The 15,748-nt window shown below is 40.1% G+C and carries 14 protein-coding genes and 1 pseudogene; 2 read left to right on the forward strand and 13 right to left on the reverse strand.

What is annotated here, in order from left to right; genetic code table 11:
• Window positions 1-10: 10 nt before the first annotated feature.
• From cysN to dinB, 3 genes are all read right to left on the reverse strand, one after another.
• Window positions 11-1,432, reverse strand: a complete 1,422-nt coding sequence (gene cysN / locus MORIYA_RS10970) for a sulfate adenylyltransferase subunit CysN (RefSeq protein ID WP_112715148.1) — start codon at window positions 1,430-1,432, stop codon at window positions 11-13.
• Between the two features lie 15 nt (window positions 1,433-1,447).
• The gene (gene cysD / locus MORIYA_RS10975) at window positions 1,448-2,356 is read right to left on the reverse strand and encodes a sulfate adenylyltransferase subunit CysD (RefSeq protein WP_112715150.1); all 909 of its coding nucleotides are present in this window, start codon (window positions 2,354-2,356) and stop codon (window positions 1,448-1,450) included.
• A gap of 175 nt (window positions 2,357-2,531) precedes the next feature.
• Window positions 2,532-3,590 (reverse strand): DNA polymerase IV, encoded by a 1,059-nt coding sequence (dinB, locus tag MORIYA_RS10980; RefSeq protein ID WP_112715152.1) that lies wholly within the window; start codon window positions 3,588-3,590, stop codon window positions 2,532-2,534.
• A gap of 966 nt (window positions 3,591-4,556) precedes the next feature.
• Here dinB and MORIYA_RS10985 point away from each other — a divergent pair.
• A complete protein-coding gene (locus MORIYA_RS10985; protein ID WP_112715154.1) occupies window positions 4,557-5,735 on the forward strand; it encodes a pyridoxal-phosphate-dependent aminotransferase family protein in 1,179 nt (392 codons plus the stop codon).
• The gene (locus MORIYA_RS10990) at window positions 5,732-6,502 is read left to right on the forward strand and encodes a CDP-alcohol phosphatidyltransferase family protein (protein WP_112715156.1); all 771 of its coding nucleotides are present in this window, start codon (window positions 5,732-5,734) and stop codon (window positions 6,500-6,502) included. The genes MORIYA_RS10985 and MORIYA_RS10990 overlap by 4 nt, the downstream gene beginning before the upstream one ends.
• A 109-nt stretch (window positions 6,503-6,611) precedes the next feature.
• On the opposite strand, the pseudogene MORIYA_RS10995 reads toward MORIYA_RS10990, so the two are convergent.
• From MORIYA_RS10995 to MORIYA_RS11040, 10 genes and pseudogenes are all read right to left on the reverse strand, one after another.
• A pseudogene (locus MORIYA_RS10995) lies at window positions 6,612-6,869 on the reverse strand (IS1634-like element ISVa17 family transposase); the annotation flags it as partial.
• 30 nt (window positions 6,870-6,899) lie between these two features.
• Window positions 6,900-7,475 (reverse strand): hypothetical protein, encoded by a 576-nt coding sequence (locus MORIYA_RS11000; protein WP_408632095.1) that lies wholly within the window; start codon window positions 7,473-7,475, stop codon window positions 6,900-6,902.
• Between the two features lie 17 nt (window positions 7,476-7,492).
• A complete protein-coding gene (locus MORIYA_RS11005; protein ID WP_232011609.1) occupies window positions 7,493-9,703 on the reverse strand; it encodes a M4 family metallopeptidase in 2,211 nt (736 codons plus the stop codon).
• 275 nt (window positions 9,704-9,978) lie between these two features.
• A complete protein-coding gene (gene nqrM, locus MORIYA_RS11010; RefSeq protein WP_112715160.1) occupies window positions 9,979-10,203 on the reverse strand; it encodes a (Na+)-NQR maturation NqrM in 225 nt (74 codons plus the stop codon).
• Between the two features lie 8 nt (window positions 10,204-10,211).
• Window positions 10,212-11,222, reverse strand: coding sequence for an FAD:protein FMN transferase (locus tag MORIYA_RS11015; protein WP_112718571.1), 1,011 nt, complete (start codon window positions 11,220-11,222; stop codon window positions 10,212-10,214).
• Window positions 11,223-11,246: 24 nt separating this feature from the next.
• The gene (nqrF, locus tag MORIYA_RS11020) at window positions 11,247-12,467 is read right to left on the reverse strand and encodes an NADH:ubiquinone reductase (Na(+)-transporting) subunit F (RefSeq protein ID WP_112715162.1); all 1,221 of its coding nucleotides are present in this window, start codon (window positions 12,465-12,467) and stop codon (window positions 11,247-11,249) included.
• Between the two features lie 48 nt (window positions 12,468-12,515).
• Window positions 12,516-13,124: an NADH:ubiquinone reductase (Na(+)-transporting) subunit E gene (nqrE, locus tag MORIYA_RS11025; protein WP_112715164.1), complete on the reverse strand. Its 609-nt coding sequence runs from the start codon at window positions 13,122-13,124 to the stop codon at window positions 12,516-12,518.
• Window positions 13,125-13,127: 3 nt separating this feature from the next.
• Window positions 13,128-13,757 carry an NADH:ubiquinone reductase (Na(+)-transporting) subunit D gene (locus MORIYA_RS11030; RefSeq protein ID WP_112715166.1) on the reverse strand — a complete coding sequence of 210 codons (630 nt, stop codon included), beginning with the start codon at window positions 13,755-13,757 and terminating at the stop codon, window positions 13,128-13,130.
• Complete coding sequence (locus MORIYA_RS11035; protein ID WP_112715168.1) at window positions 13,750-14,547, reverse strand: Na(+)-translocating NADH-quinone reductase subunit C; 798 nt, start codon at window positions 14,545-14,547, stop codon at window positions 13,750-13,752. Before MORIYA_RS11035 ends, MORIYA_RS11030 begins: the two co-directional genes overlap by 8 nt.
• On the reverse strand, window positions 14,540-15,748 hold the full coding sequence (locus MORIYA_RS11040; protein WP_112715170.1) for an NADH:ubiquinone reductase (Na(+)-transporting) subunit B: 1,209 nt from the start codon (window positions 15,746-15,748) through the stop codon (window positions 14,540-14,542). Before MORIYA_RS11040 ends, MORIYA_RS11035 begins: the two co-directional genes overlap by 8 nt.

A 15,748-nucleotide genomic window follows, 5' to 3' on the forward strand; every position in this document is an offset into this window, starting at 1 on the left:
AACTGCAGTCCTACAACTTGCTAATATCGATAGCTTGCCATTGCGGGAAGTGTTTACGCACTAATGCATTCAACTCAACTTCAAAGTCACTAAACTCATGCGGATTAGTGCTGACTGTTGCATCGAGTACTTGCTCAATCATACCGGCACCAACAGTTACATTGGTTAAACGGTCAATAACAATAAAGCTACCAGTGTCAGAAACATCTTTATAGTTATCGGCAGGTACCAATTCAGTCAGCGTTAACTCACATAATCCGATTTCATTCAGTGCTAATGTGCTTGCCGCAGATTCAGCCATGGTATTCACATCGATCTTATGACGGATCAAATTGAACTGACCCGTGGTTTTTTTACTCGCCAGTTTAATGTCATATTGACGGCCGGTTTGTAATGCTTGATCTGACATCCATACCACATTCGCCAATAACAAATCTGATAATTTAGGCTGATCAGTAACAGCAACCAGAATATCACCACGACTCACATCAATTTCGTCAGTCAGTGTTAAGGTAATCGCTTGATCTTGATGTGCAGAGGCGAGATCACCATCAAAGGTAACTATCGATTTGACCGTACTTGATTTACCCGATGGCAAAGCAACCACTTCATCTCCCACACTGATTTGGCCAGCAGAGATCGTACCTGCAAAACCACGGAAGTCGAGATTCGGGCGATTCACGTATTGCACAGGAAAGCGGAATGGCTTATCAAGTGTTTCATCGGATGTATCAGCCGCTTCTAAACATTCTAATAATGTACGGCCTTTAAACCAAGGTGTATGCGTAGAACGATCAACAACGTTATCACCTAATAATGCCGATAACGGGGTAAATTCGATGGTGATGTCATTTAATTTTTCGCTAAATCTTAAGTATTCCTCTTTGATCTCTTCAAAACGCTGCTCAGAGAAATCAACTAGGTCCATTTTATTCACGGCCACAACAAAATGTTTAATCCCCAGTAATGACGCAATGTAAGAATGGCGCTTAGTTTGCGTTAATACCCCTTTACGTGCATCAATTAAGATCACCGCAAGATCACACGTTGAAGCACCGGTTGCCATATTACGGGTATATTCTTCATGTCCAGGTGTATCAGCAATAATAAACTTACGTGTGGAGGTCGAGAAATAACGATACGCCACGTCAATGGTAATGCCCTGCTCACGCTCTGCAGCAAGACCATCCACTAATAAGGCTAAATCGATCGCTTCACCTGTAGTACCTGACTTTTGGCTATCCACACGCAATGCTGCGAGTTGATCTTCATATATCTGGTGAGAGTCATGTAATAAACGACCGATCAGGCTACTTTTACCATCATCAACACTACCACAGGTTAAAAATCGCAATAAGCTCTTATACTGCTGTTGTTGTAAGTAGGTTTCAATATCTGTTTGTGCTAATTCATTTGCTATTTGAGTGTTCATTTACCCTGCTCCTACCTAGAAATAACCTTGACGTTTCTTCTGCTCCATTGAAGAAGAAGAATCATGGTCAATCATACGTCCTTGTCGTTCACTGCTTGTCGCCAGTAACATCTCTTCAATAATTTCAGGCAATGTTGTCGCTTCAGACTCCACAGCACCCGTTAATGGGTAACAGCCTAGGGTTCTAAAACGCACCATTTTTTCTTCTATCTTCTCGCCTTCTTTTAACTTCATACGATCATCATCAACCATGATCAGTGCACCATCACGCTCTACAACAGGACGTTTGGCTGCAAGGTAAAGAGACACTATTTCAATTTGTTCTTGGTAGATATATTGCCAAATATCCAGTTCGGTCCAGTTTGATAATGGGAACACACGAATGCTTTCACCTTTATTCACCTGGCCGTTATAAGTACGCCATAATTCAGGTCGTTGGTTTTTTGGATCCCAACGATGATGTTTATCACGGAATGAATACACACGCTCTTTGGCACGCGATTTTTCTTCATCACGTCGTGCGCCACCAAATGCCGCATCAAAACCGTATTTATCCAGCGCCTGTTTAAGCCCTTGGGTTTTCATAATATCGGTATGCTTCGAGCCGCCGTGATCAAATGGACTACAGCCCATCGCGATCCCTTCAGGATTTTGGTGTATTAACAGATCAAAACCGTATTTCGCAACCGTCTTGTCACGAAACTCAATCATTTCGCGAAACTTCCAGTTAGTATCAACATGCAATAATGGAAACGGGATCTTACCTGGGTAAAAAGCCTTACGAGCCAGGTGTAGCATCACTGACGAGTCTTTACCGATTGAATACATCATTACCGGATTATCAAACTCTGCCGCAACTTCCCTGATTATGTGGATACTTTCAGCTTCCAGCTGTTTAAGGTGGGTCAACCTCTGTTGATTCATCTTCTACTCCATCAGACCAAATTGGATAATTTCATATTGTATGGATCAATATAGCCTCTTTACTTATAACCGCCAAAGAACATAAACTGATTCTTAATAACTTTTAGGAATATAGAGAAATAACAGCACGATTATAGAAAGCTAAAGATAATTATTGAATGGCATAAATGTAAAGCTAAAACAATAGGTTATATTGTTCACTGTCATTATCACCAGCAAGGCCGACATATAAACCCATTAAACGAATACCACGTTGTTCTTGCTTTGTCATCGCTTGTACATATAAGTCAGTAAATAGGTGCTCGTCGAGAGTGGTAATACTTTGCTCTGCACTGGTAAGGGTAAAATCATTAAATTTGAGCTTTACACCTTGCTTGGTGATCCGCATATCAGGAGACGCTTTTTGCAGACGTTGCAGCAAGGTTTGGTATAAATTAGGAAATAACGCCATGCATTGTTCTAACGTAATAATGTCTTCAGGTAAGGTTATTTCAACGCCCACGGATTTACGGTGACGTTCATTACAAACTGGACGATTATCAATACCCTGACAGCGCTCCAATAAACTATGCCCTAGCTTACCAAAACTCTCAATAATATCTTCCGCAGGGAATTTAAGCACATCAGCACAAGTATACAAACCGACACGATTTAGCTTTTGCCAAGTGACTTTCCCCACCCCTGGGATCTTATTAAGTGGTAACTCAGCAACAAAGGCTTTTACTTGCGATGGCGTGATCACAAACAAACCATTAGGCTTGTTAATATCTGATGCTACCTTAGCTAAAAATTTAACCGGCGAAACACCCGCAGACGCAGTGAGTGCTAACTCAGATTCAATGCATTTACGAATATCTTCGGCAATTAACGTTGCGCTGCCAGAAAATAATTCACAATCAGTGACATCTAAATAAGCTTCATCTAACGATAGCGGTTCGATCAAATCGGTATAACGAGAAAATATTTCATGGATCTGGGCTGAGACGTCTTTATATACCTGCATACGTGACGGCACTAATGTTAAATCAGGGCAGAGTTGCATTGCTTTGTAAGAAGACATGGCAGAACGCACCCCATACTGGCGAGCAATATAATTACACGTTGCGATCACCCCACGGCGATCACTCATCCCGCCAATGGCAATAGGGATATCTTTATAAGCCGGATTATCACGTATTTCGACATTTGCGTAAAATGCATCCATATCAACATGAATGATCTTTTGCTGTCTCATATTACTAAATGCCACTCTTTTTTGTTTTATATATCTCTATCATATCTCAAATATTCAAGCGTTGACCTGATCACCCTAACTATTTATAACAATGTATATCGTCCTGATAAAATATCAGTTTCAATACGATCAGTCGAGTCAATGTAATTCCAACCGAAGTGCCAAGGTTATAACATTATAACCCTGCTCATATTAGTAATCTCGTGACATAAAGAGAAAAATCTAAATATTCAATGCATCAATTCATCGGTAGATAAAGCAATACAGGCATTAAATGGGCATCTTTAAGTCTACTCAAGATACAGATTTAAGTGTTGTTATCATTGAAAGTACTCTTCATCATTCCCATTATTATGGTACCTTTCTTTAACTAAATTGATGAATGCTTCAAAATAATTCCAATCTATCTGTCTATTTTTTGTTTTTTTCGATCTTGATGACTAAATCACACGTCTCTTATTTCTTTATTTTATTTACATTTGTAATCTAGAGCTTGTTTACAAAATAACTATCTGGTTGTTATTAAATGATTTTTTAACTATTTTATAGTCCTCATGTATAAACGTAATTGTTACATTTTTAAGGCATCTTTATTTTTTAAATTAAATGAAAATATATCTTGATAGCAAACCTTATCGGGAGTAGCATCCACTCTGAATTACATCCTCAATAAATTTCATAGCATCTAGTATGCTAAAACGTAGTTTTTATTCTAAATAAACGACTGATCTAGTGCTAATCCCCCTTGATACATGAATTTGATCATCATCAATAAATGTTTAAGATTTCCAGTTGATAATCTTTTATTGAGCATAATAGATCCTACACAATACGTTATTAAATAGTGAGTACTTTATATTAAATATAGTTATATTCTTTTCTTATTTTATCAGTAATAAATAACGTGACTCTGATTTGTAAACTTTAAGAAATAGAATATTAAACATTAATAGGCGTGATTATAAAATGAAAAAAGATTTATTATTTACACCAGGCCCTGTAAATTTAGCTGCAAATGTAAGAACTGCTATCGGTAAAAAAGATATCTGTCACCGTGAAGTAGAGTTTGATCATTTACTAAGTAGTATTGAAACTAAGTTATTGCAAGTTTTCAATATTAATTCAGATAATTATCGTGCAGTGGTTATTACCGGTTCCGGCACTGCGGCCAATGAATCCATATTATCATCAGTAGTGGGAGATCAACATATTCTCGTTTTATCTAATGGTGAGTTTGGTGAAAGACTGAATAATATTTCTAACATTCATAATAAAAATACTCATCATTTATCATTTCCTTGGGGTGAAAGTTTTGATTTTAAAAAAATAGAGGCTTATTTAACTCAGCATCGCATCGATGTCGTGGCGATGGTTCACCATGAAACCTGTTCAGGTATGTTGAATTCACTGGAAGATATGGGTGCACTTACCAAAAAATACGGTGCTACTTTTGTAGTGGATTGTGTTAGCAGTGCGGGTGCAGAAATTATTGATATGGAAAAATGCAATATTGCGTTTATTTCCAGTTCAAGTTCGAAAGCCATCGGATCTTATCCTGGTTTATCTTTCGTGATCGGTAAAACGGCAGCGTTTGAAAAGCTAAAGGATCTTCCCGCTAAAACGATGTATCTTAATCTGTATACATTTTATAGCTTTATTTGTAAATATTCACAAACACCCAATACCCCAGCCGTGCATCTTTTTTATGCTTTAGAGCAAGCATTATCTAACATTCTGAACAAAGGAGTAGATAATTATTATGCTGATCTAAAGAATAAAGCGAATATTTTACGACAAGGTATACTTGATTTAGGACTTAAATTTTTGATTGAACAAAAAAACATGTGTTCAATATTAACCACAGTTTGTGTTCCTTTAAATATAAATGTAAGTGTCTTACGAAAAGAATTACGTGATAGATCTATTATTATTTATGAAGGCAAAGGCTGTTTTAAAGGTAAAGTCTTTCAGGTAGGTAATATTGGTGAATTATCTCTTTATGAAATTGACTATTTTTTAACTTCGTTAAAAGAAATATTAAATGATTTTGTACATATTCGAAATAATAATTTGTCTGCTGTAAAAGAAATATACATAAATGACGAATTTAGAATAGAAGATGATATGGTGACAGTATCATTATGAATGTTAAATTAAAAAAATTATGGGCCACAAAAACCAAAGACGATGAATGGTGGTCATCTTTTGTGACATCGCCATTGGCTATTTTACTGAATTACTTTGTGGTAGATATAAAATGGCTGACGCCAAATAAGATAACATTAATCTCATTTATAACGGCAATCATAGCGTCTATACTGATCGTTATAGGTGGTCTGAATAATTTTATTATTGCAGCCATTTTAATTAATTTAAGTCATATTTTTGATTGCATGGATGGACAAATGGCGCGTTATAGAAAGACGACCTCGGCGTCGGGTTCCTATTACGATAAATTGACCGATCAAATTCAAGTAACACTTTGGTTTGGCGCGGTCGGATACGCGGCATATGCTCAATCCGGAAGCGTACTTCCAATCTTATTATCATTAATAGGGATCGCGTTTTACTCATTGCGTGGTTACGCTAAATACATATATATTTACACTAACATGACGCTAAATAATAACTATTTAGAAGAAATCGTCACAAATACACCGCGTAAAGACGATGTTGCAGGCATTGAATTTAGTGTTATTCACAATTTACGCTGGTTTATCGGTGAGCAAAAGAAAATTATATTCTTTAATGAGGGCGTATTCATCTTTATGTTATCGTTCTCCCTAATTCTAAATATACTTACCCCGATGCTTTGGTTATTCGCGATTAGTCAAGTTTTTTATAGCCTTTACCGAGGGTTGCAACGCGGTTTACAATTAGAAAATAATACGCCCGAAGATATACAAAAATAAATCTGATTACCACCGAACCTCAGGCAGCTTAAGTAAGCGTTGAGGCATCGGTGCTGTTCGAATACTTAATACTATTAACCCGACATTCAGCACTAAATTGCGGCTTTTCTGAGATAGGTAAAATGTCGATACCTTGAAAGCAAAATAAAACCCAACGGGCAGTAGAATTTTGACAGGGCTTATATTTTAAATTGGGGAAATATACGTCTTTAGTTCTCAACGCCTCTCGGATCTTATACTCAAGTGCCGCGTATACCATCAAGCAACACGTCATGATCATCAGCAATGCCTCAATCCGCTCTGCCTTTTTTAAATATAATGACGATGTTAAAAAATCAGGACTTTTTAAGAATCTAAACCCTTTTTCGGATAATTTACGTTCGTGAAAATTGGATGCTCAAGCCAGTATGTCACTAATTGACATACTGGCTGGAGATTTCATCCAGATACCCAGCATTTTCATTGCGTCAGCATGACAAGAAAAACGTTGTTCACTGAACACTAACAACCAACGCTGCTTAACATCACCGTAGTTTGAATCTATCCAGGTTGCGCTGTAGCCATTTCCTAACTCAGTGAAATGGTAATTGTCTTGTTCTGATATGGCGTCTTTGACTAATTTTAACTTTTGCGGCGCTCTCGATATGAATAATTGGCCTTGCTCATCGAGAGATTGGATCGTTTCGGCGACATATAATGCTGCATTACCGTCTTCGTCTTTATATTCACCATCCACATTAATGCTTGTGGAGTCCAGGCTAAGCCCTTCACACGGGAGCTTTAAATGTGAAATTGTACGGGCGGACAGTCCTTGAAATAACTCGGAAACGCCAGTTTCATAGAGTTGGTCAAGACAGCGACCGAGTGCATCGTCATCAATAAATTTGGCGATACCAATATCTTTGCACATGCCTAAAATTAAACCGAGATGATGCGGTTTTCGTTTAACATCTTTTTCGAGTTTATTTTCCATAGGGTATTAGATAGATACTAATTCACCGAGATCAGATCAGAACAGGTTGGATTCGTTTCTCCAACATTACAAAGCAGGTAAGAGTCTCCACTACGTCCAAAATTATCCTTATACGCACCATCGTTTTCAGTAATAGGTAAAGGCATTCCATTACGGGTTATTTCTACCATAGATGTCGTTGCACCTGCCCAGTTTAGCGATACGAATTTTTTATTACGGCCACCCTTTTCAGTTGCGGTCAAGGTTATATCGCCGGTTGGTAATGGAGGCGTCGGACCATTTGTATCCGGGGAATAAGTCGCCGTTAGCTTGACAGAGGGGAAGCTATTGTAAGCATAAACAGCAATATATAGTGAGCTATCTATTGTCGGGATGTTTGAACCCGTCATTAAACATTTTTCATCACTATTTGGTGTATACGAGCCACAATCAAATATCCCATCAGGGATTGATGGATCAACCAATGGAGAACTGCCAAAATTAATATACAGATCAGCATCACCAGAATTGGTTTTTTTACCTTTTGCAGTATTGCGCAGCACTACTTCTAGGTCTGTCGCTTCAGCGCCTACCTCAAGAACCCAACAATGCCATTCACCAGCAACGCCACTGATATTGTCCGTCGAGGAGCCATTAACTAAAGGTGATGTCGAAGTATTACTGCTATTACACACAGGGCTAGGTGGGGGTTTTGGTATGCCTACTTGTTGGAATGCTGCAGTGATATCAGCTTGTTCGTAGCCCAGAGCACTGGCGGCATCCAACAGGCCTTCATAAGCAATATCAAAACTGTCACTTGCGGTCCAATGATTTCGGTTCGCTGTTGCAAACAGAATAAATGCTTTCTTTACATCCCAACCTTCAGTATGTACCAACAGATAAAATGCGCGGTTATATACGCCACTGGAATAATGCACATTCATACCATTGTAATAATCAGCGGCGTGGCCGATTGATGAACCGTCCAATGTTGGATATTGCATATAGCGTAATGCGCCATTTTCGGCTTTAATAATATCAGCGCCGACTGTAAAATCCGCAGAACCCTTCATATAAAATTCGGCAGCTTCACCAGCAATGTCAGAAAATGACTCATTAATGCCACCAGACTGCCCGGAATAAATCAGACCTGAATGCTGTTCGGTAAAACCATGACTGACCTCATGCGCCATAACATCTAAACTGACCAATGGGTAGAAGGTTGTGAATCCGTCACCAAATGTCATCGAAGACCCGTTCCAGAAAGCATTTTCATAGTTGGTACTGTAATGAACACGCAGTATCAGCGGTATCGTTAACGGAGATTCATTTAGCCACTCGTTATACATAGCAAACACTACGCCACCAAAATAATGAGCATCATTGAGCGGGCTAAAAGCACCATTAATAAATTTATGCTCATTTATATAAACGCTATTCTCATTACAGGTAAACGAAAAAGCAGTTGAACCGGACTCGCTATGATTAAGATCAACAGTTTTCACATTTGGCGTGTTCATCGTACAGCGACTCGCAGCCATATCGACATCTACGTCGAGCATCTCGAATTCGTCCCCGAAGCTGTAGAGGCCAGTTTTAGCATTACCACCTGGGCCAGTTGCCGTTTGAACATGGGTTAAGCCTTCATATTCGAATAATACCGAACCGTCATGCGCATCGACCAGAAAAGTCGGGCGTGTCGGCTGACCTCCGTCACGACTATCAGCAAAAAAACTCACGGCATAACTTAACTTAGGCTTCCCCGCTGCGAGGAATATCACCAATTCCGACGATTCATTACGGAATATCAGCGGGCTATTATTGCTTGGTCTATTTTTAACTCGAGCTTGCATGGTATTGAGGGCGCTATTGGCGCTGATATGCGGCATGATATCCAGCAGTGAGGCTGCAAGGTTTTGGATAAGGCGACCGTTGACATATATAGCGCGGCCTGATTGGTCCCGATTAATAATAATCTCTTCACCCCATATCGGAATGCCACGATACGCTTGACGATAGCGAGTATGGCTGAATCCTCGTGCATCAACACGCTGCTTGGACTTGATTAATGTTTCCTGTAGTGAAAGATTTAATGCTTCATGAAGAGTCGCGCTGTCATTAATTTTCTGCAGCACCTGAGGTGACTTATTTAATGATCTAGTTAATGATTTGCTGTTTGCAGCCAGAGCAGAACCACTCGATAAACTAAAAACAATCACCACAAAACTAAACAACAGATGTAAATTCACAACCACTCCCTACCGAACCAGTTAAGACATATGAGAGTAAAGTATAGAATAATTCGGCGGTTCTTCCAGTCCGGTTGGGTATTGCTAAATTGCCACGATATCATCACTATCGTTAAATAAAACGTCACAATCATACTTAAAAAATGTACTAAGACATAAGAACAGAGAAATAAATTAGCTGTCTTCGAGGGAGGATGATGATGATGATGATGAAAGTTAAAGAAGAAAAGCTATAAAGTGCCTACTGCACTTTATAGCTAGATGCTTGGCATAAACTAGATGATACGGTTTTCACTTAACATCTTTTGTTTAGCTTCTTCTTTTGCCATTTTAGCTTTACGCTTATCACATGGATCGGGGCAATCACACGCCTTGTCCATACCTAAGTTACTAATGCCACCACAGCTACCTGTGATAGATTTTTTTTGCACGATATAGCCAATTGACATACCCGCAATAACGAGCGCAAAAATAACAAATGTTGCAGCAAAATAAGCCATATTAGCCTCTATTGTAAATAAGGTTCGAACTGTTTGGTATACACTTCATTATACCCTGAATCTGACTTCGAGATCATCAACACAGCTAATTCTTGCTGCTTGGCAAACTCAAGACCGTCTTTCTCACCCATCACCATTAACGCAGTAGCTAATCCATCAGCAGTCATTGATGATGCATGGATAACAGTCACAGAAACCAGCTTATGTTTAATTGGTTTACCGCTTACCGGATCAATCGTATGCGCAAAACGCTCACCATCAAGCTCGTAATAATTACGGTAATCACCTGATGTTGCAATTGCATTGTTACCAACAGCAATCACTTCTTGCACACTTTGATCAACGGCTGTCGGTTTCTCAATCGCAACTTGCCAATCGATACCACGAGCATTCACACCATTAATACGCAGTTCACCGCCGACTTCAACCAGGTAGTTTTCAATACCTAAAGAAGCAAAGTACTCAGCGATAACATCAACGCCATAACCTTTAGCAATTGAAGACAAATCCACGTATAAACCATCAATGTCTTTGCTTAACGTTGTTTCTGTCGCCGCTAAATGCTCAATACCAATACGTTGTTTGATTGCATTTAACTGTTGCTCTGATGGTATGCTTTCCGGTCTATTATCTGGGCCAAATCCCCACAGATTAACTAACGGGCCAACAGTAACATCCAGTGCACCGTTAGTCAGTTTATTCAAGCGAAGCGCTTCTAGCACGACTTTTGCGGTATCACGAGATACTTCAAAACCAGTAACCGCCACGCTTTGGTTAAAGCGCGATAACTCTGAATTAGGACGATAAGTCGACATCTGATCGTTGACTAATTCTAAACGTCTATCAATCTCAATTTGGATATCTTGCTTATCTTGTACAGACAGTGGGAAACCCACTACTTTCATGTGATAAGTCGTACCCATAGTAGGACCAGAGAAAAGCACTTCTTCTGTGCTTTTTTGCTCACTACAACCAAGAATAAAAATGGCTAGCCCTATCAGAGCTAGCCATCGAAACATCGATTTAAATTGAATCAAAAGCGATTAACCAAAGTCATCGAGTAAGATGTTTTCATCTTCAACACCAAGATCTTTCAGCATACCGATAACAGCAGCATTCATCATCGGTGGACCACACATGTAGTACTCACAATCTTCTGGTGCTTCATGATCTGCAAGGTAATTTTCAAGGATCACGTTATGGATGAAGCCAGTGTAACCTTCCCAGTTATCTTCTGGTTGTGGATCACTTAATGCAACATGCCATTCAAAGTTTTCGTTTTCTTTAGCAAGCATATCGAAATCTTCGACATAGAACATTTCACGCTTAGAACGTGCACCATACCAGAATGAGATCTTACGGTTTGTATTCAGACGGTTTAGCTGATCAAAGATATGTGAACGCATTGGCGCCATACCAGCACCACCACCAACAAATATCATTTCATTGTCAGTTTCTCTCGCGAAGAACTCACCAAATGGACCTGAAATCATTACTTTATCGCCAGCCTTTAAGCTAAAGATGTACGAAGACATCTTACCCGCAGGTAAAGACAGATCACGTGGCGGTGGCGTAGCGATACGCACGTTAAGCATGATAATACCCGCTTCTTCTGGCGCGTTAGCCATAGAGTAAGCACGCGTCGTTTCTTCATCAACTTTAGATTCAATATCAAAGAAACCAAAGTGTTTCCAGTCACCACGATATTCTTCAGGAATATCAAAATCTGAATATTTAACATGGTGAGCAGGCGCTTCAATTTGGATATAACCACCGGCGCGAAAAGGAACCACTTCGCCGTTTGGAATAGCCATTTTAAGCTCTTTAATGAACGTTGCTTTGTTATCGTTAGAGATAACTTCACATTCCCATTTCTTCACACCAAAAATTTCTTCTGGTAGCTCGATGTCCATGTCAACTTTCACGCTAACTTGACATGCTAAACGCTCGCCTTCACGTGCTTCACCTTTAGAGATGTGATCAAGCTCAGTTGGTAGAATATCACCACCACCCGATTTAACTTTAACGCGACACTGGCCACATGTGCCACCGCCACCACAAGCGGAAGAAACGAAAATACCGCTCGCAGATAGTGAAGCTAGAAGTTTACCACCTGCACCAGTAACCACTGATTTCTCTGGGTCACCGTTAATACTAATTGTAATATCACCTTCACTTACCAGTTTAGACTTAGCAAACAGAATGACTGTTACTAGTGCCAAAACGATAACCGTGAACATGACTACGCCGAGAATGATTTCCATCGACTTATCCTTTGCTCTTGAAACATGCTGACCGAAGCCAACTGTTTGTTATAACTGAATACCAGAAAATGACATGAAACCTAGCGCCATAAGACCCGCTGTAATAAAGGTAATACCTAGACCACGTAGACCATCTGGTACATCTGAATATTTCATTTTTTCACGAAGACCAGCCATCGCAACGATAGCTAACATCCAACCTAGGCCACTACCAAAACCATAAACGACTGATTCTGTGAAGTTGTAGTCACGCTGTACCATGAAAGATACACCACCGAAGATTGCACAGTTTACTGTGATCAACGGTAGGAAAATACCCAATGCGTTATATAGCGCTGGCATGTACTTATCTAAAACCATCTCTAAGATTTGTACGAGTGCAGCAATGACACCGATGAACGTGATGAAACCTAGGAAGCTTAAATCTGCTTCTGGGAAACCAGCCCATGCAAGTGCACCTGGAGCAAGTACGCCACTATAGATAACTTGGTTAACAGGGATTGAAATGGTCAGTACAGCTGTTACTGCTATACCAAGACCAATCGCTGTTGTCACTTTCTTCGATACCGCAAGGAATGTACACATACCTAAGAAGAATGATAATGCTAAGTTTTCAATGAAAATAGCACGTACGAACAAACTAATATAATGTTCCATCGTTTACCCCTTTGGCTCAACTTGTTCTGGTTTCCACGTACGTAGAGCCCAAATCAATAAACCAATGATGAAGAATGCACTTGGCGGAAGTAGTAATAGGCCATTTGACTGGTACCAACCACCGTTTTGGATTAGTGGTAAGATTTCAATACCAAACCAAGTACCTGAACCAAAGATTTCACGCACAGTCGCCACAGCTAATAAGATAACACCGTAACCTAAACCGTTACCGATACCATCTAAGAAACTTGGTAGAGGTTTATTCTTCATTGCGTATGCTTCCGCACGACCCATTACGATACAGTTTGTAATGATCAGACCAACGAATACCGAAAGCTCTTTTGATAACTGGAACGCTACTGCTTTAAGTACTTGGTCAACAACAATCACCAATGATGCAATAATTGCCATTTGCACAATAATACGCACACTATTCGGAATATAGTTACGTACTAACGAGATAAAGAAACTTGAAAAGGCTGTTACCAACATTACCGCTAGCGTCATCACTAATGCAGTTTCCATCTTAGTTGTCACCGCCAATGCAGAACAAACACCTAAGATTTGTAGTGCAATCGGGTTGTTAGTAACTATAGGTGAGGTAATAACCTCTCTTAACTCAGACTTAGCCATTGTTTAAGCCTCCGTTTTGCAATTTCTTCAAGAAAGGACCAAAACCGTTGTCACCAATCCAGAACTGGAATGTATTTTCAACACCTTGGCTAGTTAGCGTCGCACCAGATAGAGCATCGATACCTGAAGGCGTCTTAGCTTGACCGCCACCTTTCACGATACGGATTGCAACATCACCATTCGCATCGAATAGTTGCTTGCCTTCCCATTTAACTGTCCACCGCGGGTTTAATATTTCACCACCTAGACCCGGCGTTTCACCTTGGTCATAGTACTGAATGCGTATCACTGTTTTGCCATCTTTGTCGATTGCAATGAATGCATACATGGTTGACCATAGGCCACGACCGTATACAGGTAACACGTAAGACTCAACATTACCTTGTGCATCTTTTACAAGATAAACATCAGCAACATTGGAACGGCGTTTGATACCGGCAATGTCTTTACCAGTCAAGTCCATACTTTTAGTCAGATCTTTTACGTTTTTAAGTTGATCAAATGTCGCTGCATTTAAATCTGCATATTCATCTGAATTTAGATCAACATACTCACCGGTACTTAAGTCAACAAACTTAGCTTCAACAAACTTGGCATAAATTTCACCAACGTTCGCATTCGCTTCTAATTTGCCAGCAACAGAAAGCAGGTTCGTTTGCTTATCTAATGCTTTGTTCGCATTTTGAGCATCACGTAAGCCGATAGCGGCACCAGATACAATAATTGAACAGACTAAACACAGCGCCGTAACGACTGCGATAGTTCTCATTGGAGTTTCTTTACTAGCCATTGCGTGCAAGTCTCCGTTTAATGTTAGCTTGAACAACAAAGTGATCAAATAAAGGTGCGAATAAGTTAGCAAACAAGATTGCTAACATCATACCTTCAGGGAATGCAGGGTTAACTACACGAATGAGTACAACCATTAAGCCGATAAGGATACCGTAAGCCCATTTACCATTTTCAGTAAATGATGCAGACACAGGGTCTGTCGCCATGAACATCATACCAAACGCGAAACCACCGATAACTAAATGCCAGTAAAATGGTACTTCGAACATTGGATTAGTATCAGAACCAATCATGTTGAATAGTAAGCTTGTTGCTACCATACCAATCAACACACCAGCAACGATTCGCCATGATGCGATACCCGCAAGCAGTAGAACAGCACCGCCTAATAGGATAAGTACTGTAGATACTTCACCCGTAGAACCTTGCATGTTACCAATGAATGCGTCAGCCCAAGTTAGTGAACTGGTTAGACCTTCAAGACCGCCGGCAGCAGCTGAACTTAGTGCTGTAGCACCAGAAAAACCGTCAACCGCAGTCCAAACAGCATCACCTGAAATATCAGATGGGTAGGCGAAGAATAAGAACGCACGACCTGCTAATGCAGGGTTTAAGAAGTTCTTACCTGTACCACCGAATACTTCTTTAGCGATGACAACACCGAAAGTAATACCGACAGCGGCTTGCCATAATGGAATGTTCGCAGGCAGGATAAGTGCAAATAGGATAGAGGTTACGAAGAAACCTTCATTCACTTCATGCTTACGCACGGCGGCAAATAACACTTCCCAGAAACCACCCACGATAAACACGGTCGCGTAAATAGGGAGGAAGTAGACAGCGCCATATAGCATACTTGCTATGACTCCTGCGCCCTCACCCATCGTCACGCCAAACGCACTAAGTAAAGCAACATGCCAATCGTCGAATGGAGTACCAGCACCTGATGCAATCGCCGTATTAGCTTGAGCACCAATGTTGTACATACCCCAGAAAACCATAGGTAAGGCACACATCCACACTAAGATCATGATACGTTTTAAATCGATATTGTCACGAACGTGTGTTTTGCCTTTTGTTACATAACCAGGCGTAAATAAGCCCGTTGCAACAGCTTCATACAGGGCAAACCATTTTTCGTGTTTACCGCCTGGTTCGAAGTGATGTTCCATCCCTTCGATATAATTCTTAAGACCCAT

Source organism: Moritella yayanosii (genome assembly GCF_900465055.1).
Taxonomy (GTDB): Bacteria; Pseudomonadota; Gammaproteobacteria; order Enterobacterales; family Moritellaceae; genus Moritella; species Moritella yayanosii.

Excerpts from the sequence above, each read along its gene's own strand:
- cysN (WP_112715148.1), bottom strand. The coding sequence starts at position 1,432 with ATGAACACTCAAATAGCAAATGAATTAGCACAAACAGATATTGAAACC.
- cysD (WP_112715150.1), bottom strand. The coding sequence starts at position 2,356 with ATGAATCAACAGAGGTTGACCCACCTTAAACAGCTGGAAGCTGAAAGT.
- dinB (WP_112715152.1), bottom strand. The coding sequence starts at position 3,590 with ATGAGACAGCAAAAGATCATTCATGTTGATATGGATGCATTTTACGCA.
- MORIYA_RS10985 (WP_112715154.1), top strand. The coding sequence starts at position 4,557 with ATGAAAAAAGATTTATTATTTACACCAGGCCCTGTAAATTTAGCTGCA.
- MORIYA_RS10990 (WP_112715156.1), top strand. The coding sequence starts at position 5,732 with ATGAATGTTAAATTAAAAAAATTATGGGCCACAAAAACCAAAGACGAT.
- MORIYA_RS11000 (WP_408632095.1), bottom strand. The coding sequence starts at position 7,475 with ATGGAAAATAAACTCGAAAAAGATGTTAAACGAAAACCGCATCATCTC.
- nqrM (WP_112715160.1), bottom strand. The coding sequence starts at position 10,203 with ATGGCTTATTTTGCTGCAACATTTGTTATTTTTGCGCTCGTTATTGCG.
- MORIYA_RS11015 (WP_112718571.1), bottom strand. The coding sequence starts at position 11,222 with ATGTTTCGATGGCTAGCTCTGATAGGGCTAGCCATTTTTATTCTTGGT.
- nqrF (WP_112715162.1), bottom strand. The coding sequence starts at position 12,467 with ATGGAAATCATTCTCGGCGTAGTCATGTTCACGGTTATCGTTTTGGCA.
- nqrE (WP_112715164.1), bottom strand. The coding sequence starts at position 13,124 with ATGGAACATTATATTAGTTTGTTCGTACGTGCTATTTTCATTGAAAAC.
- MORIYA_RS11030 (WP_112715166.1), bottom strand. The coding sequence starts at position 13,757 with ATGGCTAAGTCTGAGTTAAGAGAGGTTATTACCTCACCTATAGTTACT.
- MORIYA_RS11035 (WP_112715168.1), bottom strand. The coding sequence starts at position 14,547 with ATGGCTAGTAAAGAAACTCCAATGAGAACTATCGCAGTCGTTACGGCG.
- MORIYA_RS11040 (WP_112715170.1), bottom strand. The coding sequence starts at position 15,748 with ATGGGTCTTAAGAATTATATCGAAGGGATGGAACATCACTTCGAACCA.